The sequence below is a fragment of the Pseudomonas sp. Z3-6 genome (assembly GCF_051131985.1).
Taxonomy (GTDB): domain Bacteria; phylum Pseudomonadota; class Gammaproteobacteria; order Pseudomonadales; family Pseudomonadaceae; genus Aquipseudomonas; species Aquipseudomonas zanjanensis.
This window is the reverse complement of the sequence record NZ_CP071644.1, coordinates 6,681,443-6,705,136: the sequence shown is the minus strand read 5'-3', so window position 1 is coordinate 6,705,136 and position 23,694 is coordinate 6,681,443. Positions and strand designations below refer to the sequence as shown.

Genomic DNA, 23,694 nt, shown 5'->3' with positions numbered 1-23,694 from the left:
GTGTTTTTTAGGCGTTAACCGCGAAAATCTTGCCCGGGTTCATGATGCCGTTCGGGTCGAATACGGCTTTCACGGCTTTCATGTATTCGATCTCCACTGGCGAACGACTATAAGTCAGGTAGTCGCGCTTGGTCATGCCCACGCCGTGTTCGGCGGAAATCGAGCCGTTGTACTTCTCGACGGTTTCAAAGACCCATTTGTTCACGGTCGCGCATTTGGCGAAGAATTCATCCTTGCTCAGGTTTTCTGGCTTGAGGATGTTCAAGTGAAGGTTGCCGTCGCCGATGTGACCGAACCAGACGATTTCGAAGTCCGGGTAATGTTCGCCAACGATCTCGTCGATTTCTTGCAAGAAGGCTGGGACTTTGGAGACGGTCACCGAAATGTCGTTCTTGTACGGCGTCCAGTGGGAGATGGTTTCGGAGATGTACTCGCGCAATTTCCACAGGTTTTGCAGTTGGGTTTCGCTCTGGCTCATCACACCGTCCAGCACCCAGCCCTGTTCCACGCAATGCTCGAAGGTTTCCAAGGCCTGGTTGGCGACCTCTTCGGTGGTGGCTTCGAATTCCAGCAGCGCGTAGAACGGGCACTCGGTTTCGAATGGCGCCGGTACGTCGCCACGACCGAGGACCTTGGCCAGGGCCTTGTCGGAGAAAAATTCGAAAGCGGTCAGGTCCAGCTTGCCCTGGAAGGCGTGCAGCACCGGCATAATGGAGTCGAAGTCCGAGGTGCCGAGCACCATGGCGGTGAGGTTCTTTGGCGCACGGTCCAGGCGCATGGTGGCCTCGACCACGAAGCCCAGGGTGCCTTCGGCGCCGATGAACAGCTGCCGCAAGTCGTAGCCGGTGGCGTTCTTGATCAGGTCCTTGTTCAGTTCCAGCAGGTCGCCCTTGCCGGTGACGACCTTCATGCCCGCCACCCAGTTGCGGGTCATGCCGTAGCGAATGACCTTGATTCCGCCGGCATTGGTGCCGATATTGCCGCCAATCTGGCTGGAGCCTGCCGAAGCGAAGTCAACCGGGTAGTACAGCCCATGTTCTTCAGCCTTGTTCTGCAGTTGCTCGGTGACCACGCCCGGCTGGCACACGGCAGTGCGGTCAGTGAGGTTCACGTCGAGAATCTGGTTCATGTAGTCGAATGACACCACCACTTCGCCGTTGGCGGCCACGGCGGCGGCGGACAACCCGGTGCGCCCGCCTGACGGCACCAGCGCGACGTTGTGCGCATTGGCCCAGCGCACAATGGCCTGGACCTGTTCGGTGGTCTTGGGAAAGACGATGGCCGAAGGCGCCGGGGCGAAATGCTTGGTCCAATCCTTGCCGTAAGCGTTCAGGGAGTCGGCATCGGTCAAGACCTTGCCAGGCTCAACCAGGGTCTTCAGCTCATCTATCACGGCAGGATGGGTCATCGACAGAACTCTCTAACAATTCATGGTCATCCTGAGAACGCTTCACGTCGCAGGAATGAGTGTTTGCGGGGGGCGTATGCTAGCATACCGACCCCGCAGCGTAGTGCCCAACGGCTGTTCTGCGGCGACGGCTGTCACGCCGGTCGGGCCAGCATGCGCTGTCCGATTCCCTGCCATTTTTCTCCGGGACACAGGTTTACGCAGATGAGCAAGACTTCTCTCGATAAGAGCAAGATCAAGTTCCTTCTTCTCGAAGGCGTCCACCAATCGGCTGTCGACGTCCTCAAGTCGGCGGGCTACACCAGCATCGAGTACATCACCAGTTCTCTGCCGGAAGCCCAGCTCAAGGAAAAGATCGCCGATGCTCACTTCATCGGCATTCGCTCCCGTACTCAACTGACCGAAGAGATCTTCGACCACGCCAAGAAACTGGTCGCGGTCGGCTGCTTCTGCATCGGCACCAACCAGGTTGACCTCAACGCGGCGCGCGAGCGCGGTATCGCGGTGTTCAACGCGCCGTACTCCAATACCCGTTCCGTTGCCGAACTGGTGTTGGCCGAAGCGATCCTGCTGCTGCGCGGCATCCCCGAGAAGAACGCTTCCTGCCACCGTGGCGGCTGGATCAAGAGCGCGGCCAACTCCTTCGAAATCCGCGGCAAGAAGCTGGGTATCGTCGGCTACGGCTCGATCGGCACGCAGTTGTCGGTACTGGCTGAAGGCCTTGGCATGCAGGTGTTCTTCTACGACACCGTGACCAAGCTGCCCCTGGGCAACGCCACCCAGGTCAACGACTTGCACGAGTTGTTGGGCATGTCCGACATCGTGACCCTGCATGTGCCGGAAACCGCTGCCACCCAGTGGATGATCGGCGAGAAGGAAATCCGCGCTATCAAGAAAGGCGGGATCCTGATCAACGCCGCGCGTGGCACCGTGGTCAAGCTCGACGCCCTGGCCGACGCGATCAAGGACAAGCACCTGATCGGCGCCGCCATCGACGTGTTCCCGGTGGAGCCGCGCTCCAACGACGACATCTTCGAGAGCCCGCTGCGTGGCCTGGACAACGTGATCCTGACCCCGCACATCGGCGGTTCCACCGCTGAAGCCCAAGCCAACATCGGCCTGGAAGTGGCGGAGAAACTGGTCAAGTACAGCGACAACGGTACCTCGGTATCGTCGGTGAACTTCCCGGAAGTGGCCCTACCTGCCCACCCTGGCAAGCACCGCCTGCTGCACATCCACGAGAACATTCCGGGTGTGATGAGCGAGATCAACAAGGTCTTCGCCGAAAACGGCATCAACATTTCCGGTCAGTTCCTGCAGACCAACGAGAAAGTCGGCTACGTCGTGATCGACGTCGACGCCGAATACTCGGACCTGGCGCAAGAGAAGCTGCAGCACATCAATGGCACGATTCGTTGCCGCGTGTTGTTCTAAGCTAGCCTGGCTTGCAATGAAAAACGGGAGCCCCAAAGGGCTCCCGTTTTTTTATCTGATACGCCATCAACCCCCTGTGGGAGCGGGCTTGCTCGCGAAGGCGGTGTGCCAGTCGATATATTGCCAGCTGATACACCGCCTTCGCGAGCAAGCCCGCTCCCACAAGGGATCTGCGTAGTGCCAGCCGGTGCTGTGTTACTTCACATTGACGGTGATTTTCTTGGACACAATCGACGGGTCGAACGGCATGTGGCCGCTGTCGCCCAGGATCAATTGCAAGGTGTGCTTGCCCGGGGCCAGTTTGATGGTGGCCTCGGTCTGTGCCTTGCCGAAGTGCATGTGGTGGGCGTCGGTCGGAATCGGCGCGCCTTCGGCGGGTACGTCGTCGACATCGATCAGCAAATGATGGTGGCCGGTATTTTTGGTCACATCGCCCGCCGGGGCCAGGGCGATGTTCTTGACGCCGAACTTGACCTTGAATTCCTGGGCGACCGTGGCGCCGTCTTCCGGGGAAACGATGAACACTTCTGCACCTTTGGGCGCCGGCGTCGCGGCACTTGCCAGCATCGAAGCGCCCAATAACAGACCGGCCAACGCGGCACGAGACATAAAGCTTTTCATTTTTTTCTCCAGTTTTTCCATGAAATCCGCCTGGCCATCACAACTTCATGGCCAATCGTTGTCGAAGCCTGCAACAACCATAGCAAAGCGAGCCTGAAACGAGCGTCGCTTGTATAAATACTAGGAGTGACCATGCGTTTCCTGCCTGGCCTGATCTGCCTGCTACCCCTTTTGAGCCCCCTGGCTCATGCCGAACTGATCGACGACATCAATGACCGTGGCGAGCTGCGCATTGCTCTCGAGGCCAACACCGCGCCCTTCAACTTCAAGGAAGACGGCAAACTCACCGGTTTCGAAGTGGAGCTGGGTGAAATGCTCGCGGCCGAGCTGGATGTACGCCCCGACTTCGTCGTCACCGATGCCGCGGATCTGCTGCCCGGTGTGGAAAGCGGCAAATACGACGTTGCCATCAACCACATAGCAATGACCCCGGAACTGGCGGAACGTTTCGACCTCAGTGCGGCTTATAGCCGTCCGGATGCGCAACTGCTGGCGAGCAAGGAAGAGCCGCAGCGTCCGTTGGTCATGGCGCAGTCGTTCCAGCCGGAAGAAAAGAGCGGCCCGCCGCCGAGCCTGGTAATTCCGTTCCAGAAGGGCAACCCGGCGTTCAAGGCCAGCCTGGATAATGCCCTGGCGCGGATCAAGGATGATGGGAGGCTGGAGCAGTTGTCGCAGAAGTGGTTGGTTAAGCAGGACTGAGGAAAACCTTGAATCAAGCGCAACTCTTGTGGCGAGGGAGCTTGCTCCCGCTCGGCGGCGCAGCCGTCGTAAAGCCGATGACGCCGTCTGCCTGGAAAATCACATCATCCGGATTGGGGCCGCTTCGCGGCCCAGCGGGAGCAAGCTCCCTCGCCACAGGGGTTAGCATCCATCCGGTTCGGGCGGGTTTGCCTTCAAGGTCTACGCCAGACACTCGCCAGCCAAGGCTGTTGCTCGCGCGGCAGCCCCGCCGGTCGGTAGTAGTGCTCCAGTTCCACGAAGCCCGCTTCGCCAAGCAGCGTTTGCCAGGCCGCGAGGTCGTGGTAGGCGCCGAAGCGCTGGCCGTTCCAGCCTTCCTGGTTTTCGCCCCGAGGGTTGGAGCTGAACAGCACGCCGCCGGGCTTGAGCGTGGCGCGCAATTGCTTGAGCACCCGCGGCAGTTCCTGGACGGGGACATGAAACAGCACCGCGTTGGCGAAAATCCCGTCAAAGCGTTCGGCCGGCAGGTCGAGCTCCAGGAAGTCTTGTTGCCACACCTCGCAGCCGCTGTCCTGGCGCGCCATCCGGGCAAATTCTTCTGAGCCGTCGAGGCCGACCGCGACATGACCCAAGGCCGTGAATGTGCGCAGGTCGCGCCCCGGGCCGCAGCCCAGATCCAGGATGTGCAGCGGTGCCTGGCCCTGGATATGGCGCAGTAAGGCGTCGATGTTCTGACTGACATCGTGATCGCGGGTGCCTTCGCGGAAACTTTCCGCCACGGCGTTGTAATGGCCCAGGGTCGTGGCGGTGATGGCGTGCAGGTCTTCGGTGGTGTGTTTCATGATCGCGGGCTTGGGTGAGGAGTGTCAGCCGACTATACCGCAAGCCCGCTGACCTGCCTGTGGGAGCAAAGCTTGCTCGCGATTGCGGTCGTCCAGCTGGCATCCATGTTGGATGGAATACTGCTATCGCGAGCAAGCTTTGCTCCCACAGGTTGAATTGCCCCCACAGGTCAACTGCCCACAGGTTGGATTGCCCCCAACAGGTCAACTGCTTCCACAGCTCAGCGTTTGTTCAAGCCCCGTGCCAGGCGGTCACCACCCAATTGGATCACGGCCACCAACGCCACCAGCAACACGATCACCGTGAGCATGATCTGGCTGTCGAAACGCTGGTAGCCATAACGGTAGGCAATGTCGCCCAGGCCGCCGGCGCCGATCGCTCCGGCCATGGCCGAGGAGTTGATCATGGTCACCAGCGTAATGGTAAAACCACCGACGATGCCCGACAGGGCTTCGGGCAGCAGCACATGCCAGACAATGTGCCAGCGCCTGCAACCCATGGCCTGGGCCGCTTCGATCAGGCCATGGTCGACTTCCCGCAGGCTGACTTCGGCGATGCGGGCGAAGAACGGCGTGGCGGCGATGGTCAGCGGTACGACCGCAGCCCACACGCCATAGGTGGTGCCGACGATCAGCCGGGTAAACGGAATCAGCGCCACCATCAGGATCAGGAACGGTATCGAGCGGAACAGGTTCACGAACGCGCCCAGGGCCTTGTTCAAGACTGGCGCTTCATAGATCCCGCCCTTGCCGCTGGTGACCAGGATCACCGCCAGCGGTATGCCCGCCATCAATGCGATCAACGACGACACGCCGACCATCAGGAACGTGTCGATGAAACCCTGCAACAACCGATCAAACCACATAACCCAGTACCTCCACCCGTTGCGCCCAATTGCCCGCCCGTTGGCGCAGCTCCTCGGCACCCCACGACGAACCACTCACGGCCAGCAGCAACTGACCCAGCCCGTGGCCCTGAATCCGTTCGATGCCGCCGTGCAGCAAGCGCACCCGCCCACCGAGGGCACTGAACAAGGCGGCCAGGTCTACTTCATCATCACCTGCGCCAGTGAATTGCAGGCGCAGCACCGTCGCCGCGTCAGCCGGCGCCGGCTGCACCTGCAAGCGACTTTGCAGTTCCTCCGGGATGGCGTGTTGCAACGGCGCCAGCAGCGTCCGGCTGACCTCGTGTCGAGGGTTGCCGAAAACTTCCCAGACCGGGCCCTGCTCGACGATTCGTCCTTGCTCGAGCACCACCACCCGGTCGCAGACTTCGCGAATCACCGCCATCTCGTGGGTGATCAAGACGATGGTCAGGCCCAGCCGCTGGTTGATCTCGCGCAGCAGGCCGAGGATCGATTGGGTGGTCTCCGGGTCCAGGGCTGAGGTGGCCTCGTCGCACAGCAATATCTGCGGGTCATGCACCAGCGCCCGGGCAATCCCGACCCGCTGCTTCTGCCCACCGGAAAGCTGCGCCGGATAGGCCAGATGCTTGCCTTGCAGGCCCACCAGTTCCAGCAGCTCGCGGACTTTGCGCTGGCGCTGCGCCTTGGGCACGCCGGCGACTTTCAAGGGCAATTCAACGTTCTGCCACACGGTCTTGGCCGACATCAGGTTGAAGTGCTGGAAGATCATGCCGATGCGTCGACGCAGTTCCACCAGGCGGTCTTCATCGAGTTCGCCAACGTCCACCCGATCGATCAACACCCGGCCGCTGGTAGGTCGTTCGAGCCGGTTGATGGTGCGGATCAGTGAGGATTTGCCGGCGCCGCTGCGGCCGATGATGCCAAACACTTCGCCGCGTTGGATCGCCAGGTCGATGCCTTGCAACGCGGCCACCGGACCCTGGGCGCCGTTGTAGGTCTTGCCCAGGCCGATGAAGCGCACGTGGGCGCGGTTCAGCTCCGGGTGCAGTTCGGTCTGGTCGGCGCTTTGCGGCGCGGGGGCTTCGTGGCGGAGTCGAGCGTTGACGGCGTTCATGTCAGCCTTCCCAGCCGGCTTGGTAGAGCTTGCCATGGGCCTTGTCCAGGGCGGCGCGCACGGCGGGCGAGTGTTGGTAGATGTCGACGAACTTGATCAGCCGCGGGTCGTCCTTGCTCTTGGGTTGGATCACGAACTGAATCACGTATTCCTTGTGATCGAGGCCGTCGAACAGCAAGGCGGAACTGGCATCGAAAGTCTTGGCCAGGCGGATGTAGGCCGGATATCCCTGCACCAGGTCGGCGTCCTCATAGGCGCGTACCAGTTGCACGGCTTCGACTTGCAGGATCTTGAGTTGCTTCGGGTTGGCGACGATGTCGTCTTCGGTGGCCTTGTAGCCGACGCCCGGCTTGAGGCTGATCAGCCTGGCCTTGGCCAGCAATTGCAGGCCGCGACCGCTGTTGATCGGGTCGTTGGCGATGGCGACGCTGGCGCCTTTGGGCAGTTCGTCGAAGCTTTTGTATTTTTTCGAATAGAGGCCGACGTTGTTGATGATCCCCGGGGCGAAGGGCACCAGGTCGAATCCGGCGGCGGCCTTGGCATTTTCCAGGAACGGGATGTGCTGGAAGTAATTCACGTCGATATCACCGGAGGCCAGGCTGACGTTGGGCGCAATCCAGTCGCTGAACTCCACCAGCTCGACTTTCAGGCCCTGCTTGTCGGCTTCTTCGACCGCCGCTTCCAGGGGAATGGCGAAGGCGGCGGTGGTGCCGATCTTCAACGGTGCGTCGGCGGCAAACAGCGCCGAGCTGAACAGGCCGAGGGCCAGGGCCAGGGTTTTGACTGGCAGGGTGAGGAAGTGTTTGGTCATGTCGGTTATTCCAGTCATTAATGGGTGAGTCTCAGGCCTTTGTGGCGAGGGAGCTTGCTCCCGCTGGGCTACGAAGTGGCCCCTAAGCCTTTTTGGGCGGGCTTCGCCCACCAGCGGGAGCAAGCTCCCTCGCCACAGGATCAGTGTCGGTAGCCACAGGATCAGTGTCGGTAGGTCGAGCCAGTGTGTTGTTCGGGCAACCGGGGCCCGGCGTGAAACAGCTTCTCGCGCAGGGTGCCGCTGTCGTATTCGGTCTTGTACGAGCCGCGTCGCTGCAACTCGGGGATCACCAGGTCGATGAAATCCACGTAGCTTTGCGGCATGACGATGCGGGTCAGGTTGAAACCGTCGAGGCCGGTTTCGGCGATCCACGATTCCAGCTCATCGGCCACCTGTTCGGGTGAGCCAACCACCGTGATGTAGCGACCGCCCAGGGCGTGCTGTTCGAACAATTTGCGCCGGGTCCAATCGTTGTTCTGCAAGGTCTTGGTGGCCGACTGGATCGCGTTGCTCTTGACGTACTGGATCGGCTCGTCCAGTTCGTACTGGGAAAAATCGATCCCCGTCGACGCGGAAAAGTGCGCCACCCCGGCCTCGGCGCTGGCGTACCCCAGGTACTCGGCATGCTTGGCCCAGGCGACGGCTTCGGTCTCGCCGACGATCACGTTCAGGCCCATGAACACCTTGATGTCTTCGGGGTTGCGCCCGGCCTCGATGGCGCTGGCGCGAACCTTGTCCACCTGGACCTTGGTCGCCGGTTTGTTCTGGCCACTGATGAACACGCACTCGGCATGCTGCCCGGCGAACGACAAACCGCGCTCGGAGCTGCCAGCCTGGAACAGCACCGGCGTGCGTTGGGGCGAGGGCTCGCAAAGATGATAGCCCTCGACCTGGTAGAACTCGCCTTGGTGCCGGACCTTGTGCACTTTCTCTGGCCGGGCATAGATCCGCTGCTCGCGGTCGTTGATGACCGCGTCGTCTTCCCAACTGCCTTCCCACAATTTGTAGAGCACTTGCAGGTACTCGTCAGCCTGGTCGTAGCGACGGTCATGCTCGACCTGCGCCGTCAGGCCCATGGCTTTGGCGGCGCTGTCCAGGTAGCCGGTGACGATGTTCCAGCCGACCCGACCGCGACTCAGGTGATCGAGGGTGCTCATGCGTCGGGCAAACAAGTAGGGCGGTTCGTAGGTCAGGTTGGCGGTGAGGCCGAAGCCCAGGTTTTTCGTCACGGCGGCCATCGCGGACACCAGCAGCAACGGGTCATTGACCGGCAGTTGGATCGACTCCTTGAGCGTGACGTCCACCGACTGTTGGTACACGTCGTAGACGCCGACGATGTCGGCGATGAACAGCCCGTCGAACAATCCGCGTTCGAGCAATTGCGCCAGGGCGGTCCAGTACTCGATCGTGTTGAATTGGGTCGACGTATCCTCGGGATGGGTCCACAGGCCATGGTTGATGTGCCCGATGCAGTTCATGTTGAACGCATTGAGGAGAATTTTTTTCTTGCCGGCCGCCATCAGATCGTCCCCCGCAGCGGCGGTTTTTCATCGTTGAGGTAGAAGTTGCCCACCGCGTGGTATTTCCAGCGCACCGGGTCGTGCAGGGTATGCACCCGGGCGTTGCGCCAGTGGCGGTCGAGACCATGCTCGGCCAGGGTCGCCTGGCTGCCGGCCAATTCGAACAGCGTGCTGCCGGCGGCCAGGGAAATCTCGGTACTGATGGCGCGGGCTTCGGCCACGGCAATCGAGGCGGCGGCGACCGTGTCGGCCTGGGTGTCGGCCTGGGCCCGGTCGAGGAATTCACCAGCGCGTTCCAACAGGGCTTCGGCGGCGTGCAGGCGGATGCTCAGTTGGCCGAAACTCTTGAGGGTGTGCGGGTCTTCGGTGGCGACATCGCTGGTGGCGTCGATCCAGGGACGGGTTTTGCTACGGACAAAATGCAAGGCGTCTTCATAGGCGGCGCGGGCAATGCCGGTGTCGATGGCGGCGTGAAGAATCTGCGCCAGCGGCCCCACCGGTGTGGGCCGTTCGAAGGCGCTCTGGAAGGGCACGATGTCGTCGGCAGCGACGGATACCTCTTCGAACACCACCGAACCGCTGCCGGTGGTGCGCTGGCCGAAACCGCTCCAGTCGTCGATCACCGTCAGGCCTTGGCTGTTGCGGGGAACGAACGCCAGTTGCTGCACGCCGTTTTCATCCACCACCGACGTGGGGATGCGCTGGGCGTAGATCGCACCGGTGGCGTAGAACTTGCGCCCGTTGATGCGATAACCCTCGCCGTCGCGGCGCAGTTGAGTGACGCGGTCGTGGGCGGTCTTGGTGCCAAGCTCGGCCAAGGCATTGCCAAAGCGTTGGCCGGCCAGGACTTCGGCGTACAAACGTTGCTTCTGCGCTTCGTTGCCGTTTACCCGCAGCACTTCCAGGGCGTAGAAATGATTCTGGGGGATCTGCCCAAGAGAGCCGTCGGCCTGGGAAATCAGGGCGATCACTTTGGCCAGGGTGACGTTGGACACACCGGCGCCGCCGTAGGCCTTGGGCACACTGATGCCCCACAGGCCGGAGCGGGAGAAAGCTTCCAGTTCCGGATACGGCAAGCGGCGCTCACGGTCGCGCAGGGCGCTGTCGCGCTTGAAGTCATCGGCCAGGTCACTGGCCACGATCAGGGCTTGTTCATCGCTGGTGATCACCGCGACGTGTTGGGAAAACGGCATGTGCTGCTCCAGAGGTCGGGTCGTCAGATCCAGGAATGTCGGGCCGGCAAGGTGCCGTTCAGGTGGTAGGCGCCTATCGCGTGATATTTCCAGCGCACCGGGTCGTGCAGGGTGTGGACCCGGGCGTTGCGCCAGTGGCGATCAAGGTTGAATTCAGCGAGGGTGGCGCGGCTGCCGGCCAGTTCGAACAATTTTTCGCTGGCTTGCAGGGCGATCTCGGTGGTGAGCGCCTTGGCTTCGGCCACGGCAATCGAGGCGCGGGCGGACGATTGCGCCGTGATGGGGACGGCGCTGACCTGGTCCAGTACCTGTCCAGCCTTGCGCAGCAACGCTTCGGCGGCGTGCAGTTCGATTTTCAGCATGCCGATGTCGGCGATCACGTAGAGGTCGTCACTGGCGCGGTCGACTTTGGCGTCGATCCAAGGCCGGGCGCGTTCGCGCACGAAGGCGATGGCATCGTCGATGGCGCCACGGGCGATGCCGGCATCGATGGCGGCCTGAATCAGTTGGGAAATCGCCCCTTGCACACCGGGCGTATCGTTGATGCGCCAGTTATCCAGGACCAACTCGGCATCCACCCGTACATTGTTCAGCAGCACGGTGCCACTGGCCGTGGTGCGCTGGCCGAAGCCCGACCAATCGTCGACGATCCGCAGGCCCGGGGTGCCGCGCCGCACGAACGCCAGCACCTGCCGACCTTCGTCATTCAGCGCCTTGACCGCGACCCAGTGGGCAAACAGCGCCCCAGTGGAATAGAACTTCTGGCCATTAATGACGAAGCCGTCACCGTCGGCGCTGATCCGGGCCTTGAGTTCAAGGGTATTGCGAGTGCCACGTTCGGGCCCGGCATTACCGATGCGCCAGCCATCGAGCACGCTTTGCAGCAGGATTTTCTTCTGCCGCTCGGTGCCGGTGCCGAGAATCAGTTGGAGCACGCCAAACTGGTTTTGCGGGATCTGCCCGAGGGCCGGGTCGGCAGCGGAAATGATCGCGAACACATCGGCCAGGGTGACGAACGAAACCTGCGGGCCGCCGTATGCCCGGGGAATGGCGATGCTGCCCAGGCCGCTGCGGGTGAATTGCTCGATTTCAGCCCAAGGCAGCTTGCGTTGCTGGTCACGACGCGCCGCTTGTTGACGAGCGACCTGTGCCAGTTCGTGGGCGGCTTTGATCGCCTCGGCATCGTTGCGCAGCACTTGTGCGGGCAACAGCAGGGGGGCGATGTCCAGGTCGCTCTGGACCTTTGCTTGCGCCAGATCCGACATTACAGCCACTCCGTGGCTGCGGGCAGTGCCTTGGCATACTGCGCTGGGGTGAATGTGTTCCGTTCCATACCCACCTCACATCTCAAGAAACGCCGCGATGATTGCGACGAGTAAAAATCAAGAATGTCCGGTGGTCCGGTCCATATACCCTAAGCGCGTATAAATTTTTTTTGAACTAACTTTTAGGAATATGGATAGGTTGGTTTTAATTTGAAGGCCATACGCTCAGCGAGGGCCAGGCAGCTTTTGTGGCGAGGGAGCTTGCTCCCGCTATGTGGGAGCAAGGCTTGCCCGCGATGGACGCGATGCGGTCTTGCAGAATCGAGGCGCCTGTTTCGCGAGCAAGCTTTGCTCCCACAGCCCAAGCGGGAGCAAGCTCCCTCGCCACAAAAGCCTGTAGGCCGCAGGAAGGGTTGCATCAGGGCTCTCGGCGGCGCGTTTCGGCGGCCATGAACGCCTGTTTCGGTGAGGTGTTCAGATACGGATTGGCACAACCAATCTTCAACGTCCGTGGCGGTGCCCAGTGGGAGTTGTTGCCCACGCGGTCGAGGACGCAATAGGTCACTTCCAGGCGCAGGTCTTCTCCCGCTTCCAGAATGATTTGCGGCGGGACCCAGATATTGATTGGCTGGCCGACTTCGCTGGCGGTGACCGCCGGCAGGTCCATGCGCACGTCGCCCCAGCGCAGGGTCACGGCGTCGCCGGCGGCCATGTTCAGGTAGGGTTCGATGGTCAGCGGTACGCCACGTTTGATCTGATTCGGGTTCACCCCTTGGCGTCGAATGGCGGCGGGAATGCGCACCGGCGCCAGGCCCTGGTTTTCATCGCCGCTCAAGGCCGAGGGCTGGCCGCCGGGACAGTCGAGCTTGACCTGGACCCGTTGCTTGGTTGACAGCGCCGGCCCGCGACCAACCTGCATCACCCGATAATGGATGCGCGAGGTCCCGTTGACGATGAAACTCTCCGGGATGCGCATCGTGATGCCGTCCAGCACGTCGGCCTGTGAGAGCACGCGCGAGCCGACGTAGCAGTTGTCCCAGAACAATTCGATCAGGTCACCCGCGTCCATGCCGGGGTAAGGTGCGATGACAACTTCCAGGTGAGCGGCGCTGGCGATGTTGATGCCCGCAGGGTGGGCATTGGCCAGGGTCGGGGCGGCCAGTTCGGGACTCTTCGACTTACATGTCATGGTGTTCTCCTTGATGCTTGAAAACTAAGTCCGTTTCAGAAAGATCAAAGGCGACGGATAATACGGCCTATTTTATTTAGGCAGTTATATGGGCTGTCTGCGCTAAATCATTGCGCAACTAAAGTCATGTACGTCGCCTGTCGGGCACTAGATAAGGGCTCTATAGTTTCAGTGTCAATAGAGTGGGTTGCTTAATAACTCATTATGAAGGGCTTCAGAAACGTCCTACGCTTGTCTGTCAAGAATACTCGGCGCCACAGGTCGTTTTCCCAGGCTTCCCGGTATTTGAAACGCTATAAATAGTTGAGGAGGTTGGTGAGGCAGAAGTTGCAAGTTGTGTCGTTTGTGTGAAGTGAGTAGCGATGATGTGTTAGTTATGTAGTGGCATGACTTCCATCCCTGGAAGTGATGCACACTTACTTACTGATCGCCGTGTCCGGCAGAGAGGAACTTGCTGAGGAACTGTCGCGTGCGTTCTTCCTTGGGCGCTGCAAACAAGGCCTTGGCTTCGCCTTGTTCGACGATCACGCCTTTGTCGAAAAACACCACACGGTTGGCCACGTCCCGGGCAAAGCCCATTTCGTGGGTCACGATGACCATGGTGCGTTTTTCTTCGGCCAGGCCGCGAATGGTTGCCAGGACCTCGCCTACCAATTCCGGATCGAGGGCCGAGGTTGGCTCGTCGAACAGGATCACCGCCGGTTCCATCGCCAACGCCCGGGCAATCGCCACGCGCTGTTGCTGGCCGCCGGAAAGGCGCCGAGGGTAGGCATCCTCCTTGCCGGCCAGCCCGACCTTGGCCAACAGCTTGCGCCCCAGGGCTTCGGCTTCGGCACGGGGGACTTTTTTCACCACCTGCGGGCCTTCGGTGACATTTTCCAACGCGGTGCGATGGGGGAACAGGTTGAAGTTCTGGAACACGAAGCCCACCTGCTGGCGCAAGCGGCGCACCAGCCCCTGTTGCTGGTTCAGCGGTCGGCTGCCATCGATTTCGATGTCGCCGACCTTGATCCGGCCGCTGGTAGGCTCTTCGAGGAAGTTCAGGCAGCGCAGGAACGTGGTCTTGCCCGAGCCGCTGGGGCCGATGATCGCAACCACTTCGCCTTCTTCGATCTTCAGGTCGATGCCGTTGAGCACCACCTGACCCTTGAACTGTTTTGTCAGTTTTTCCACGAAAATCATGGGTCAGGACTCCTGGTCGTGCCGATTGACCCGGGCTTCCAATACGTTCTGCAGGTGCGAGAGCACGGTGGCAAGAACCCAGTAGATCAGCGCGGCGGCAAGGTACATGGTGAAGATTTCGAAGGTTCGCGCGGTGATCAACTGCGCCTGGCGAAACAGCTCCGGTACCTGGATGGTCGCCGCCAGCGCGGTGTCCTTGACCAGGGAAATGAAGCTGTTGCCCAGCGGTGGCAGGGCCGTGCGTGCGGCTTGCGGCAGGATGGCCCGGCGCAGGGTCTGCGCGCGGGTCATGCCGATACTCGCCGCGGCTTCCCACTGGCCGCGCTCGATGGAACTGATGGCGGCCCGCAGGATTTCACACGCATAGGCAGCCATGTTCAGCGAGAAACCGATAAGCGCCGCCGGCAGTGGGTCAAGTTCGAGGCCCAGTTGCGGCAGTCCGTAGTAGATCAGGAATAACTGCACCAGCAATGGCGTGCCGCGAAAGAACGACACGTACATGCGGGCGATCCAGTTGATCACCTTGAGACGCGACAGGCGCATCAGCGCCAGGCCGAACCCCAGCAGCAAGCCGAAGAACATGCCGCCGAGGCTGAGGATGACCGTGTAGTACGCGCCCTTGAGCAAGAAGGGCGCGGAGTCCAGTGCGAGTTGAAGTGCTGCTTCCATTATTGGGTGACGTCAGCGTCGAAATATTTTTCCGAGAGTTTTTTCAGCGTACCGTCGGCGCGAAGTTTTTCGATGGCTTTGTTCACGGCGGCCAGCAGTTCAGGCTCGCCTTTGCGCAGGGCAATACCGGATTCCTGGCGCGAGAAGGCTTCGCCGGCGGCCGTCGTGTCCTTGGCTTTCTTGGCGTATTCCAGCGCGGCCAGGCGATCGATCAGGATGGCGTCAATGCGGCCTACGCGTAGATCCTGGAACTTGGTCGGGTCATCTTCGTAGGTGCGCACATCGGCGGTGGGTACGTTGGCTTTGACCCACTGTTCGTAATTGGTGCCCAAGCCAACGCCGACTTTTTTACCGCCCAGGTCAGCTGCCGATTTGATGTTCAGATCGGCTGCTTTCTTGGTCAGGACCAGCGCTTGAATCCCGGAAACGGTGTACGGCTCGGAGAAGTCGTACTTTTTCTTACGTTCCTCGGAGATGGTGACTTGGTTGACCACGGCGTCCAGACGCTTGGATTCCAGGGCCGCGAGAATGCCCGCCCATGGGGTGGTCTGCAGCTTGACCTTCACACCCAGCTCCTTGGCCAGGGCTTCGGAAAACTCCACTTCGAAGCCGGTCAGTTTGCCGCTTTCATCCACGAAGCTGAACGGTGGATAAGTGCCTTCCAAGCCGATCTTGATTTCACCGGCATCCTTGATTTTCTGCAGTTGCTCACCGGCAACCGCTTGCCCCAACAGGCCGGCGCTCAATGCCAGGCCCAGCGAACCCACCAGCAGGTTGCGACGTAATGCGGAAAAATTCATGACAAGCCCCTGTGTTTTCTTATGAAGAGGTTATTTTGGCTGAGATAAGGCGTAGCCGCGATCCAAAAAGATTGCCACATCCTGCCTTAAAGCAGCCTGGGCGTCTCGCGGCAAATGCGCCTGCGGCGAGACTATAGGGTGGCTTTTATAGATTGGAAAATAATATTAAATCATCTACATATTCCAATATGTAATGGAAGTCTCCTGTGGGAGCGAGCCTGCTCGCGATGGTCTGTCAGCTAAATTAATCTTGGCTGATCCACCGCTATCGCGAGCAGGCTCGCTCCCACATGGAGGTTTCCCCAACACCTCAGAACGCCGCGCTGTAGGCAAACAGCGCCGGTGCGCCGCCGGTGTGCAGGAAGATGATCGGGCCTTCGTCGAAGCGGTTGCGACCCACGCCGTCAAGCAGGCCGGCCATGGCCTTGCCGGTGTAGACCGGATCGAGCAACAACCCTTCCTGGCTGGCCAGCAGCTTGATCGCCGCCAGTGTCCCGGCGTTCGGTTCGCCATAGCGGGGGGCAAAATACTCGTCCCACAGGTTCACTTTGAACGCTTCTGGCAGGGCGATTTCGAGCAACGCGGCCGTGCGCTCGGCCAGGCCCTGGACCTTTGGAAACTGGTCCTCCTCGCTGCGCGAAACCGTGACGCCAATGACCGGAAGCGCCGGCAGGCTTTCGCTCAAGGCCAACGCCAGGCCACTGTGGGTCCCGGCACTGCCCGAGGCCAATACCACGGCGGCGAACTCGATCCCGGTGTCCTTGATCTGCTCGGCCAGTTCCAGGCCGGCGCGTACATAACCCAGCGCACCCAAGGCGTTCGAACCACCAATCGGCACCAGATAGGGCTTTTTCCCATTGCTGCGCAGGCGACCGGCGAGGGCCTGCAATTGCTCATCGGCGTTGTCCAGGTTTGCCACCAATTCGACCTTGGCGTCGAACAGCTCCAGCAGCAGCCGGTTGCCATTGCCCAGGTAATTGCTGTCTTCGGTGCCGATGGGGTTTTCCAGCAAGGCCACGCAACCCAGGCCGAGCTTCGCGGCGAGGGCGGCGGTCTGGCGTACGTGGTTGGATTGGATCGCCCCGGCGGTGATGAGGGTATCGGCGCCCTGGGCGATGGCATCGGCGGCCAGGTATTCGAGCTTGCGCAGTTTGTTGCCGCCCAAGGCCAGGGGCGTCAGGTCGTCGCGCTTGATATAGAGGTCGCGGCCGAGCCAGGTGGAGAGGCGGTCGAGTTTTTCCAGCGGTGTCGGATGGCCGAGCAGGTCGAGACGGTTAAAGCGAGACAGCTGTTGTTTGATCATGGGTCCGTACTGGTTGTAAGCGATGCCTGGACTATAGGCATGCGGATATTCAGGGGCAACCGGCATGTTTTTGTCCGAGCTTGAATCTGGCGACACCGCCCGCTTGTCCTGTACTTGACCTGTGGGAGCGGGTTTGCTCGCGAAAGCGATCTGTCTGTACCGATGATGTTGGATATGCCGACGCCTTCGCGAGCAAGCCCGCTCCCACTTTGGGATTGCCGCTAATGAACGAATGCTCTACTGGCACCGTCATACCCACCCGTAAGCTAGTGTAGGAAACATGCCGTTTAGCCCTGCGATTAGTCCTTAGCTGCCTATTCATGTTTAACTTGAACGTTCATTCAAGTTAAACCGTCGGTTTGCTGCCCGCTCACAACAGGAGGCTTGCCTTTGCCGAGTCCGTATATCACTGCCGCCCTTTCGCTTCCCGAGGTGCTTCGTTCATGAGCGCTTCGTCCCTTCCACCCAGCGGCCTGGTCCGCATGAACCCGCCGGTCTTTTACTTCGCTGCGACTTTCATTTTGCTGTTCGGCCTGGTGGTGATCGCCATGCCTGCGCAGGCCGGCGCCTGGTTGCTGGCCGCGCAGAACTGGGCGGCCAATACGGTCGGCTGGTACTACATGCTGGCGATGACGCTGTATCTGGTCTTCGTGGTGGTCACCGCCTTGTCCGGCTACGGCAAGATCAAGCTCGGTGCCGACCACGACGAGCCCGAATTCAGTTATCTGTCCTGGGCCGGCATGTTGTTCGCCGCCGGCATCAGCATCACGCTGTTTTTCTTCTGCGTGTCCGAGCCGCTGACTCACATGGTGCAGCCACCCCAGGGTGAAGCCGGTACCGCGCAGGCAGCGCGCCAGGCCATGCAGATCTTGTTCTTGCACTGGGGCCTGCATGGCTGGGGCGTTTTTGCGTTCGTCGGCATGGCCCTGGCGTACTTCGCCTACCGGCACAATTTGCCCCTGGCCCTGCGCTCGGCGCTTTACCCGCTGATCGGCAAGCGCATCAACGGTCCCATCGGTTACGCCGTGGACGGCTTCGGCATTATCGCGACGGTGTTCGGCCTCGGCGCGGACATGGGCTTTGGTGTGCTGCACCTCAATTCCGGGCTCGATTATCTGTTCGGCATCGCCCACACCCAATGGATTCAGGTCGGCCTGATCGTGCTGATGATGGGGGCGGCGATCATCGTCGCCGTGGCCGGCGTCGACAAGGGCGTGCGGGTCATGTCCGACATCAACATGCTGCTGGCCTGCGCGTTGTTGCTGTTCGTGTTGTTCGCCGGCCCGACCCAGCATTTGCTCAACACCTTGATCCAGAACATCGGCGATTACCTCGGCGCCCTGCCGATGAAGAGTTTCGACCTGTACGCCTACAACGAACCCAGCGACTGGCTGGGTGGCTGGACGGTGTTCTACTGGGCCTGGTGGATCGCGTGGTCGCCGTTCGTGGGGCTGTTCATCGCCCGGATTTCCCGCGGTCGCACCATCCGTGAATTTGTCTTTGGCGTGCTGCTGATTCCCCTGGGGTTCACCCTGGCGTGGATGTCGATCTTCGGCAACAGCGCCATCGACCAGGTGTTGAACCACGGCATGAGCGCCCTGGGCATGTCTGCCCTGGAAAACCCATCGATGAGCCTTTACCTGCTGCTGGAGACCTACCCCTGGAGCAAGACCGTCATCGCGGTCACGGTGTTCATCAGCTTCGTGTTTTTCGTCACGTCCGCCGACTCAGGCACCGTGGTGCTGTCGACGCTGTCGGCCAAGGGTGGCAACCCCGACGAGGACGGGCCGAAATGGTTGCGAGTGTTCTGGGGCGCGATGACCGCCCTGGTGACCAGTGCGTTGTTGTTCTCCGGCAGCATCGATGCCTTGAAGTCGGCGGTGGTGCTGACGTCCCTGCCGTTCTCGCTGATTCTCTTGCTGATGATGTGGGGCCTGCACAAGGCGTTCTACCTGGAATCCCAGAAGCAGATCGCACAATTGCATTCCCTGGCACCGGTCTCGGGTTCACGTCGGGGCACGGGCGGCTGGCGCCAACGCTTGAGCCAGGCGGTGCATTTCCCGTCCCGTGATGAGGTGTACCGTTTTCTCGACACCACGGTGCGCCCGGCCATTGAAGAAGTGACCGCGGTGTTTGCCGAGAAGGGCCTGACGGTGGTGACCCAGCCCGACCCGGCCAACGACAGCGTCAGCCTGGAGATTGGCCATGGCGAGCAGCATCCGTTCATCTACCAGGTGCAGATGCGCGGCTACTTCACGCCGTCCTTCGCCCGTGGCGGCATGGGGTCCAAGCAATTGAACAACCGTCGTTACTACCGCGCCGAGGTGCACTTGAGCGAAGGCAGCCAGGATTACGACCTAGTGGGCTACACCAAGGAGCAAGTCATCAACGACATCCTCGACCAGTACGAGCGGCACCTGCAGTTCCTGCATTTGGTGCGGTGACCCAAAGGGACCGCAGTGCCTAATGCCTGTCAGTTAAGTAGATGCCACAGGCAAACATACAAACCGTGGCGAGGGAGCTTTCTCCCGCTGGGCTGCGTAGCAGTCCCAGAACAGGGCCGCTTCGCGACCCAGCGGGAGCAAGCTCCCTCGCCACAGAACTAAACCTCAGACCAGCCCGCCATTGGCCCGCAAGATCTGCCCATTCACCCAGCCCGCGGCCGGGCTCACCAGGAACGCGATGATGCTGGCAATGTCCTGCGGCTGGCCGAGGCGCTCCAGGGGCGGCATCTTGGCGTAGTGTTGCACCTGCTCCTCACTCTTGCCGTGCATGAACAACTCAGTGGCGACCGGGCCGGGAGCTACGGCATTGACCGTGATCTGGCGACCGCGCAGTTCCTTGGCAAATACCTGGGTCAAGGATTCCACCGCCGCCTTGCTGGCGATGTACACCGAGTAGCCGGGCAGGTTCAGGCCTACGGTGCTGCTGGAAAAATTCACTATCCGGCCGCCGTCGTTCAGGCGGGTCGCGGCTTCGCGCAGGGTGTTGAAGGTGCCACGGGTGTTGATGGCGAACGTCTGGTCGAACAACTCGTCGCTGTGCTGCGCCAGGGGCATCACTTGTAGGATGCCGGCGTTGTTGATCAACACATCGACCTTGCCCAACTGCGCTTCGGTTTCATCGAACAGCCGACGGATATCGGCGGCAGATGACACGTCTGCCTTGACCGCTATGGCTTGGTGGCCGGCCTGGCGCAATTGCACCACCAGCTTGGACGCTTCGCTGGCGCTGTTGGCGTAATTGACGACAACGGCGAAGCCTTCGCTGGCCAGGTGCTTGGCGATTTCGGCGCCGATGCCGCGGGAGGCGCCGGTCACGATGGCAACTTTCGAGTTTTGAACAGTCATGTGAGGGTTCCCTTTGTTGTTGAGGCTTGAGTCGTTGAAGCCAGATTCACATGTTTACTCTTGGCGATAAATGCCGGAAAGTTGCCTTGACTGTTCAACATTCCCCAACAATCAGAGCGCAGGATTCAGATGGATCAGGTCAAGGCAATGAGGGTGTTTGTCCGCATCTACGAGCGCAGCAGTTTCACCCTGGCCGCTGAAGACCTGAACATGCCCCGGGCCACGCTGACCCACACACTCAACCAATTCGAAGCCTGGCTGGGCGTGCGTTTGCTGGAGCGCAGCACCCGCAAGGTGCGCCCGACCCTCGACGGCGAAGCCTATTACCCGCGCTGCGTGCAATTGCTGGCGGAGCTGGAAGAAGCCGAACTGGCGTTTCGTGGCGTGGCGCCAAAAGGCAAACTGAGGGTGGACCTGCACGGCACCCAGGCCAGGTATTTCGTCATTCCGGCATTGCCGCAATTCATGGCCCGCTACCCCGAAATAGAACTGTTCATCAGCGAAGCAGATCGTTTCGTTGACCTGATAGCCGAAGGCGTCGATTGCGTGCTGCGCTCCGGTACGTTGGCGGACTCTTCATTGATTGGTCGGCGTGTCGCCAATCTTCGGCAGATCACCTGTGCCAGTCCCGGTTACCTTCGCCAGTACGGCGAACCGAAAAGCCTCGATGACTTGAAGCATCACCGGGCAGTGAATTACGTCTCGCGGACCACCGCCAAGCTCTATCCGTTTGAGTTCATGGTCGATGGCGAACTCAAGGAGGTGCCGATCGGGGGGACGTTGTCGGTGTCCGGCGCGGAAATCTACGCCGCCTCGGCCATCGCCGGCCTGGGCCTGATCCAATGCCCGCATTACCGAATGGAAGAGCCGATCCGGCAGGGCCTGATGCAGGAGGTCCTCACCCACACCCCACCACCGTCCATGCCGGTGTCGGTGCTCTATCCGCACAACCGACTCATGTCGCCGCGGGTTCGCGTGTTTGTGGATTGGGTGGCGGAGGTGTTTGCGCAGGCGCGTTAACGTGGTCCCCGATTTCCTCGCACTGCAAAACCCTGTGGATGGGTACCAAATTCCGGCCATTGCCAAGCCCCTGTGGCGAGGGAGCTTGCTCCCGCTCGGTTGCGCAGCAGTCGTAAAATCAAACAACGCGTTCTGCCTGTCAGCATGCCGGGGCCCTGCTGCGCAGGCCAGCGGGAGCAAGCTCCCTCGCCACGGGTTCTGGGTTGTCTGGGCAGATGCGTTCGCGAGCAAGCTCGCTCCCACACCTGATTCGCGAACTTTCCGCCTGACCGAGGCGTCTGTGAAATGTTAGCTTCTGCCTCCAGCCGTCCGAACAGAGAGCCTTTTCGATGACCTACACCGCTGCGCAAAACCGCTACGAGTCCATTCCTTACCGCCGCGTCGGGCGCAGCGGGCTGGTGCTGCCGGCGTTGTCGCTGGGGTTGTGGCATAACTTTGGCGACAGCACGCCCATCGACACCCAGCGCGCCTTGCTGCGCACGGCGTTCGACCTGGGCATCAACCATTTCGACCTGGCGAACAATTACGGCCCGCCCTACGGCAGCGCCGAGATCAATTTTGGCCGCTTGCTGCGCGAAGACTTCAAGCAGTACCGCGATGAGTTGATCATCTCCAGCAAGGCCGGTTGGGACATGTGGCCGGGGCCTTACGGCCAGGGCGGGGGCTCGCGCAAATACGTGCTGGCCAGCCTCGACCAGAGCCTGCAGCGCCTGGGGCTGGACTATGTGGATATCTTTTATTCCCACCGTTTCGACCCCGATACGCCCCTGGAAGAAACCGCCAGTGCGCTGGCCACTGCGGTGCAGCAGGGCAAGGCGCTGTACATCGGCATTTCCTCGTATTCCGGAGTGAAGACCCGGGAAATGGCGGCGCTGCTCAAGGAATGGAAAGTCCCCTTGCTGATTCACCAACCGGCCTACAACCTGCTCAACCGCTGGGTGGAAAAAGACCTGCTGGGTGCCACCGAGGAATTGGGTACGGGTGTGATCGCCTTCACCCCCTTGGCCCAAGGCCTGCTGACCGACAAGTACCTCAAGGGCGTTCCGGCCGATGCCCGAGTGAATCGTCCGGGGGGCGGTTCGTTGCAGGCTTCGCACTTGTCGCAGGAGAACCTTGCCCACGTGCGGGCGCTCAATGAGATCGCCCAGCGACGCGGCCAGAGCCTGGCCCAGATGGCTCTGGCCTGGACTTTGCGCGACCCACGGATCACCTCCGCCCTGATCGGCGCCAGCCGGCCGGAGCAGATCATCGAGAACGTCGCGGCGTTGCAGAATTTGAGTTTCAGCGCCGACGAACTGGCCGAGATCGACCGGTTTGCCCAGGAAGGCGGGATCAATCTTTGGGAGAAGCCTTCGTCGGCTGAGTAACGCAAGGAGGGTGCACACAAATCCCTGTGGCGAGGGAGCTTGCTCCCGCTGGGCCGCGAAGCGGCCCCAAACCCATTCAACACTGCGTATCAGGAAAAGCAGTGGGACAGATTTTGCGACCGCTGCGCAGTCGAGCGGGAGCAAGCTCCCTCGCCACGGGGATATGCGTTACCCCGGAAAACCATTCGGGCAAGACACTCACCTGAAAAACGGCACATCCCCCAACACCGTCGCACGGTGCATCACCCTCCGGGCAGGGCGGTAGTCGTCCACGGCAAAATGCTGGGTGACGCGGTTGTCCCAGAACGCCACGTCGTTGACCTGCCAGCGCCAGCGCAGGGTGAACTCCGGGCGGGTGGCATGGGCGAAGAGCAGTTTCAGGATCACCTCGCTCTCGGTGTCCGACAGCTCGTTGATGCGCGTGGTGAAGCCTTCATTGACGAACATCGACCGTCGCCCGCTCACCGGGTGAGTGCGGATCACCGGATGGGACAGCGGCGGGTTTTTTCGCCGTGCTTCTTCCCAGCGCGCCAGGTCCTCGGCGCTATTGCCAAACCGCTCCAACGGAAACGACCGGGTGAAATCGTGGGTGGCCGTCAGGCCTTCCAGCAAACGTTTCATGGGCGTCGACAAGGCTTCGTAGGCGGCGATGCCGCTGGCCCACAACGTATCGCCACCCACCGCCGGTAGCAGCTTGGCGCTGAGCACCGCGCCCAGGGCGGGCGTCGGGAGAAAGGTCACGTCGGTGTGCCACACGGCGTTGTCGCGCACATCGGTGACGGCGGTGTCGAGCACCAATACTTCGGGCTGCTCCGGCACGTTGGGGTAGATCGGATGAATGTGCAGGTCGCCAAAATACGCGGCGAAGCGTGCCTGCTGGGGCGGCTCGATCGGCTGGTCGCGGAAAAACAATACCTGATGCTCAAGCAGCGCCTGCTTAACGGTGTCGCGATCCGCCAGGCTCAGCGGCTGGCTGATGTCGATCCCATCGATCTGCGCGCCGAGGGCGGTGCTCAAAGGCGTAATGGTCGGACGGTTCATCGCAATGTTCTCGGTCTGGGG

General features: G+C 61.1%; 21 protein-coding genes. 5 read left to right on the top strand and 16 right to left on the bottom strand.

Annotation, left to right across the window (positions count from 1 at the left end):
• Window positions 1-7: 7 nt before the first annotated feature.
• The gene (locus J3P88_RS29010; RefSeq protein WP_434573087.1) at window positions 8-1,408 is read right to left on the bottom strand and encodes an FAD-binding oxidoreductase; all 1,401 of its coding nucleotides are present in this window, start codon (window positions 1,406-1,408) and stop codon (window positions 8-10) included.
• 204 nt (window positions 1,409-1,612) lie between these two features.
• On the opposite strand from J3P88_RS29010, the gene serA reads away from it, so the two are divergent.
• Window positions 1,613-2,842: a phosphoglycerate dehydrogenase gene (gene serA, locus J3P88_RS29005; RefSeq protein ID WP_053117264.1), complete on the top strand. Its 1,230-nt coding sequence runs from the start codon at window positions 1,613-1,615 to the stop codon at window positions 2,840-2,842.
• Window positions 2,843-3,037: 195 nt separating this feature from the next.
• On the opposite strand, the gene J3P88_RS29000 is transcribed toward serA, so the two are convergent.
• Window positions 3,038-3,463: a DUF4399 domain-containing protein gene (locus J3P88_RS29000; protein WP_250961822.1), complete on the bottom strand. Its 426-nt coding sequence runs from the start codon at window positions 3,461-3,463 to the stop codon at window positions 3,038-3,040.
• Between the two features lie 132 nt (window positions 3,464-3,595).
• Here J3P88_RS29000 and J3P88_RS28995 point away from each other — a divergent pair, with 132 nt between their 5' ends.
• Entirely contained in the window at window positions 3,596-4,162 is a 567-nt protein-coding gene (locus J3P88_RS28995; RefSeq protein ID WP_434573085.1) for a transporter substrate-binding domain-containing protein, read from the top strand.
• 194 nt (window positions 4,163-4,356) lie between these two features.
• On the opposite strand, the gene J3P88_RS28990 is transcribed toward J3P88_RS28995, so the two are convergent.
• The 12 genes from J3P88_RS28990 to J3P88_RS28935 all read right to left on the bottom strand — a co-directional run bounded on the left by J3P88_RS28990 (window position 4,357) and on the right by J3P88_RS28935 (window position 16,895).
• Window positions 4,357-4,983 carry a class I SAM-dependent methyltransferase gene (locus tag J3P88_RS28990; RefSeq protein ID WP_434573083.1) on the bottom strand — a complete coding sequence of 209 codons (627 nt, stop codon included), beginning with the start codon at window positions 4,981-4,983 and terminating at the stop codon, window positions 4,357-4,359.
• A 221-nt stretch (window positions 4,984-5,204) separates the two neighbouring features.
• The gene (locus J3P88_RS28985) at window positions 5,205-5,849 is read right to left on the bottom strand and encodes a methionine ABC transporter permease (protein WP_434573082.1); all 645 of its coding nucleotides are present in this window, start codon (window positions 5,847-5,849) and stop codon (window positions 5,205-5,207) included.
• Window positions 5,839-6,963, bottom strand: coding sequence for a methionine ABC transporter ATP-binding protein (locus J3P88_RS28980; protein WP_434573080.1), 1,125 nt, complete (start codon window positions 6,961-6,963; stop codon window positions 5,839-5,841). The genes J3P88_RS28985 and J3P88_RS28980 overlap by 11 nt, the downstream gene beginning before the upstream one ends.
• Window position 6,964: 1 nt before the next feature.
• A complete protein-coding gene (locus J3P88_RS28975) occupies window positions 6,965-7,774 on the bottom strand; it encodes a MetQ/NlpA family ABC transporter substrate-binding protein (protein ID WP_434573078.1) in 810 nt (269 codons plus the stop codon).
• Between the two features lie 161 nt (window positions 7,775-7,935).
• Window positions 7,936-9,294, bottom strand: a complete 1,359-nt coding sequence (locus J3P88_RS28970) for an LLM class flavin-dependent oxidoreductase (protein ID WP_434573077.1) — start codon at window positions 9,292-9,294, stop codon at window positions 7,936-7,938.
• Window positions 9,294-10,487 (bottom strand): SfnB family sulfur acquisition oxidoreductase, encoded by a 1,194-nt coding sequence (locus tag J3P88_RS28965; protein WP_434573075.1) that lies wholly within the window; start codon window positions 10,485-10,487, stop codon window positions 9,294-9,296. Before J3P88_RS28965 ends, J3P88_RS28970 begins: the two co-directional genes overlap by 1 nt.
• Window positions 10,488-10,510: 23 nt before the next feature.
• On the bottom strand, window positions 10,511-11,752 hold the full coding sequence (locus J3P88_RS28960) for an SfnB family sulfur acquisition oxidoreductase (protein ID WP_434573073.1): 1,242 nt from the start codon (window positions 11,750-11,752) through the stop codon (window positions 10,511-10,513).
• A gap of 418 nt (window positions 11,753-12,170) precedes the next feature.
• Window positions 12,171-12,941, bottom strand: a complete 771-nt coding sequence (locus tag J3P88_RS28955) for a hypothetical protein (protein WP_434573071.1) — start codon at window positions 12,939-12,941, stop codon at window positions 12,171-12,173.
• Between the two features lie 420 nt (window positions 12,942-13,361).
• Window positions 13,362-14,123 (bottom strand): L-cystine ABC transporter ATP-binding protein TcyN, encoded by a 762-nt coding sequence (tcyN, locus tag J3P88_RS28950; protein ID WP_434573069.1) that lies wholly within the window; start codon window positions 14,121-14,123, stop codon window positions 13,362-13,364.
• A gap of 3 nt (window positions 14,124-14,126) precedes the next feature.
• Window positions 14,127-14,792 (bottom strand): cystine ABC transporter permease, encoded by a 666-nt coding sequence (gene tcyL / locus J3P88_RS28945; RefSeq protein ID WP_186707314.1) that lies wholly within the window; start codon window positions 14,790-14,792, stop codon window positions 14,127-14,129.
• Entirely contained in the window at window positions 14,792-15,592 is an 801-nt protein-coding gene (gene tcyJ / locus J3P88_RS28940) for a cystine ABC transporter substrate-binding protein (RefSeq protein WP_186707313.1), read from the bottom strand. Before tcyJ ends, tcyL begins: the two co-directional genes overlap by 1 nt.
• Before the next feature lie 310 nt (window positions 15,593-15,902).
• Window positions 15,903-16,895, bottom strand: a complete 993-nt coding sequence (locus tag J3P88_RS28935) for a D-cysteine desulfhydrase (protein ID WP_434573066.1) — start codon at window positions 16,893-16,895, stop codon at window positions 15,903-15,905.
• A gap of 482 nt (window positions 16,896-17,377) precedes the next feature.
• Between J3P88_RS28935 and betT the strand changes: the two genes are divergently transcribed.
• A complete protein-coding gene (betT, locus tag J3P88_RS28930) occupies window positions 17,378-19,339 on the top strand; it encodes a choline transporter BetT (protein WP_186707338.1) in 1,962 nt (653 codons plus the stop codon).
• A gap of 165 nt (window positions 19,340-19,504) precedes the next feature.
• On the opposite strand, the gene J3P88_RS28925 is transcribed toward betT, so the two are convergent.
• The gene (locus J3P88_RS28925) at window positions 19,505-20,245 is read right to left on the bottom strand and encodes an SDR family oxidoreductase (RefSeq protein WP_434573064.1); all 741 of its coding nucleotides are present in this window, start codon (window positions 20,243-20,245) and stop codon (window positions 19,505-19,507) included.
• 129 nt (window positions 20,246-20,374) lie between these two features.
• On the opposite strand from J3P88_RS28925, the gene J3P88_RS28920 reads away from it, so the two are divergent.
• A complete protein-coding gene (locus J3P88_RS28920) occupies window positions 20,375-21,265 on the top strand; it encodes a LysR family transcriptional regulator (protein WP_186707311.1) in 891 nt (296 codons plus the stop codon).
• 329 nt (window positions 21,266-21,594) lie between these two features.
• Window positions 21,595-22,632, top strand: coding sequence for an L-glyceraldehyde 3-phosphate reductase (mgrA, locus tag J3P88_RS28915; protein ID WP_434573061.1), 1,038 nt, complete (start codon window positions 21,595-21,597; stop codon window positions 22,630-22,632).
• A 198-nt stretch (window positions 22,633-22,830) separates the two neighbouring features.
• Here mgrA and tauD read toward each other — a convergent pair whose 3' ends face one another.
• Window positions 22,831-23,673, bottom strand: a complete 843-nt coding sequence (gene tauD, locus J3P88_RS28910; protein WP_434573059.1) for a taurine dioxygenase — start codon at window positions 23,671-23,673, stop codon at window positions 22,831-22,833.
• Window positions 23,674-23,694 lie beyond the last annotated feature (21 nt).

What these genes read in the sequence shown, in the direction of transcription:
- J3P88_RS29010 (WP_434573087.1), bottom strand. Translation starts at nt 1,408, where the DNA reads ATGACCCATCCTGCCGTGATAGATGAGCTGAAGACCCTGGTTGAGCCT.
- serA (WP_053117264.1), top strand. Translation starts at nt 1,613, where the DNA reads ATGAGCAAGACTTCTCTCGATAAGAGCAAGATCAAGTTCCTTCTTCTC.
- J3P88_RS29000 (WP_250961822.1), bottom strand. Translation starts at nt 3,463, where the DNA reads ATGAAAAGCTTTATGTCTCGTGCCGCGTTGGCCGGTCTGTTATTGGGC.
- J3P88_RS28995 (WP_434573085.1), top strand. Translation starts at nt 3,596, where the DNA reads ATGCGTTTCCTGCCTGGCCTGATCTGCCTGCTACCCCTTTTGAGCCCC.
- J3P88_RS28990 (WP_434573083.1), bottom strand. Translation starts at nt 4,983, where the DNA reads ATGAAACACACCACCGAAGACCTGCACGCCATCACCGCCACGACCCTG.
- J3P88_RS28985 (WP_434573082.1), bottom strand. Translation starts at nt 5,849, where the DNA reads ATGTGGTTTGATCGGTTGTTGCAGGGTTTCATCGACACGTTCCTGATG.
- J3P88_RS28980 (WP_434573080.1), bottom strand. Translation starts at nt 6,963, where the DNA reads ATGAACGCCGTCAACGCTCGACTCCGCCACGAAGCCCCCGCGCCGCAA.
- J3P88_RS28975 (WP_434573078.1), bottom strand. Translation starts at nt 7,774, where the DNA reads ATGACCAAACACTTCCTCACCCTGCCAGTCAAAACCCTGGCCCTGGCC.
- J3P88_RS28970 (WP_434573077.1), bottom strand. Translation starts at nt 9,294, where the DNA reads ATGGCGGCCGGCAAGAAAAAAATTCTCCTCAATGCGTTCAACATGAAC.
- J3P88_RS28965 (WP_434573075.1), bottom strand. Translation starts at nt 10,487, where the DNA reads ATGCCGTTTTCCCAACACGTCGCGGTGATCACCAGCGATGAACAAGCC.
- J3P88_RS28960 (WP_434573073.1), bottom strand. Translation starts at nt 11,752, where the DNA reads ATGTCGGATCTGGCGCAAGCAAAGGTCCAGAGCGACCTGGACATCGCC.
- J3P88_RS28955 (WP_434573071.1), bottom strand. Translation starts at nt 12,941, where the DNA reads ATGACATGTAAGTCGAAGAGTCCCGAACTGGCCGCCCCGACCCTGGCC.
- tcyN (WP_434573069.1), bottom strand. Translation starts at nt 14,123, where the DNA reads ATGATTTTCGTGGAAAAACTGACAAAACAGTTCAAGGGTCAGGTGGTG.
- tcyL (WP_186707314.1), bottom strand. Translation starts at nt 14,792, where the DNA reads ATGGAAGCAGCACTTCAACTCGCACTGGACTCCGCGCCCTTCTTGCTC.
- tcyJ (WP_186707313.1), bottom strand. Translation starts at nt 15,592, where the DNA reads ATGAATTTTTCCGCATTACGTCGCAACCTGCTGGTGGGTTCGCTGGGC.
- J3P88_RS28935 (WP_434573066.1), bottom strand. Translation starts at nt 16,895, where the DNA reads ATGATCAAACAACAGCTGTCTCGCTTTAACCGTCTCGACCTGCTCGGC.
- betT (WP_186707338.1), top strand. Translation starts at nt 17,378, where the DNA reads ATGAACCCGCCGGTCTTTTACTTCGCTGCGACTTTCATTTTGCTGTTC.
- J3P88_RS28925 (WP_434573064.1), bottom strand. Translation starts at nt 20,245, where the DNA reads ATGACTGTTCAAAACTCGAAAGTTGCCATCGTGACCGGCGCCTCCCGC.
- J3P88_RS28920 (WP_186707311.1), top strand. Translation starts at nt 20,375, where the DNA reads ATGGATCAGGTCAAGGCAATGAGGGTGTTTGTCCGCATCTACGAGCGC.
- mgrA (WP_434573061.1), top strand. Translation starts at nt 21,595, where the DNA reads ATGACCTACACCGCTGCGCAAAACCGCTACGAGTCCATTCCTTACCGC.
- tauD (WP_434573059.1), bottom strand. Translation starts at nt 23,673, where the DNA reads ATGAACCGTCCGACCATTACGCCTTTGAGCACCGCCCTCGGCGCGCAG.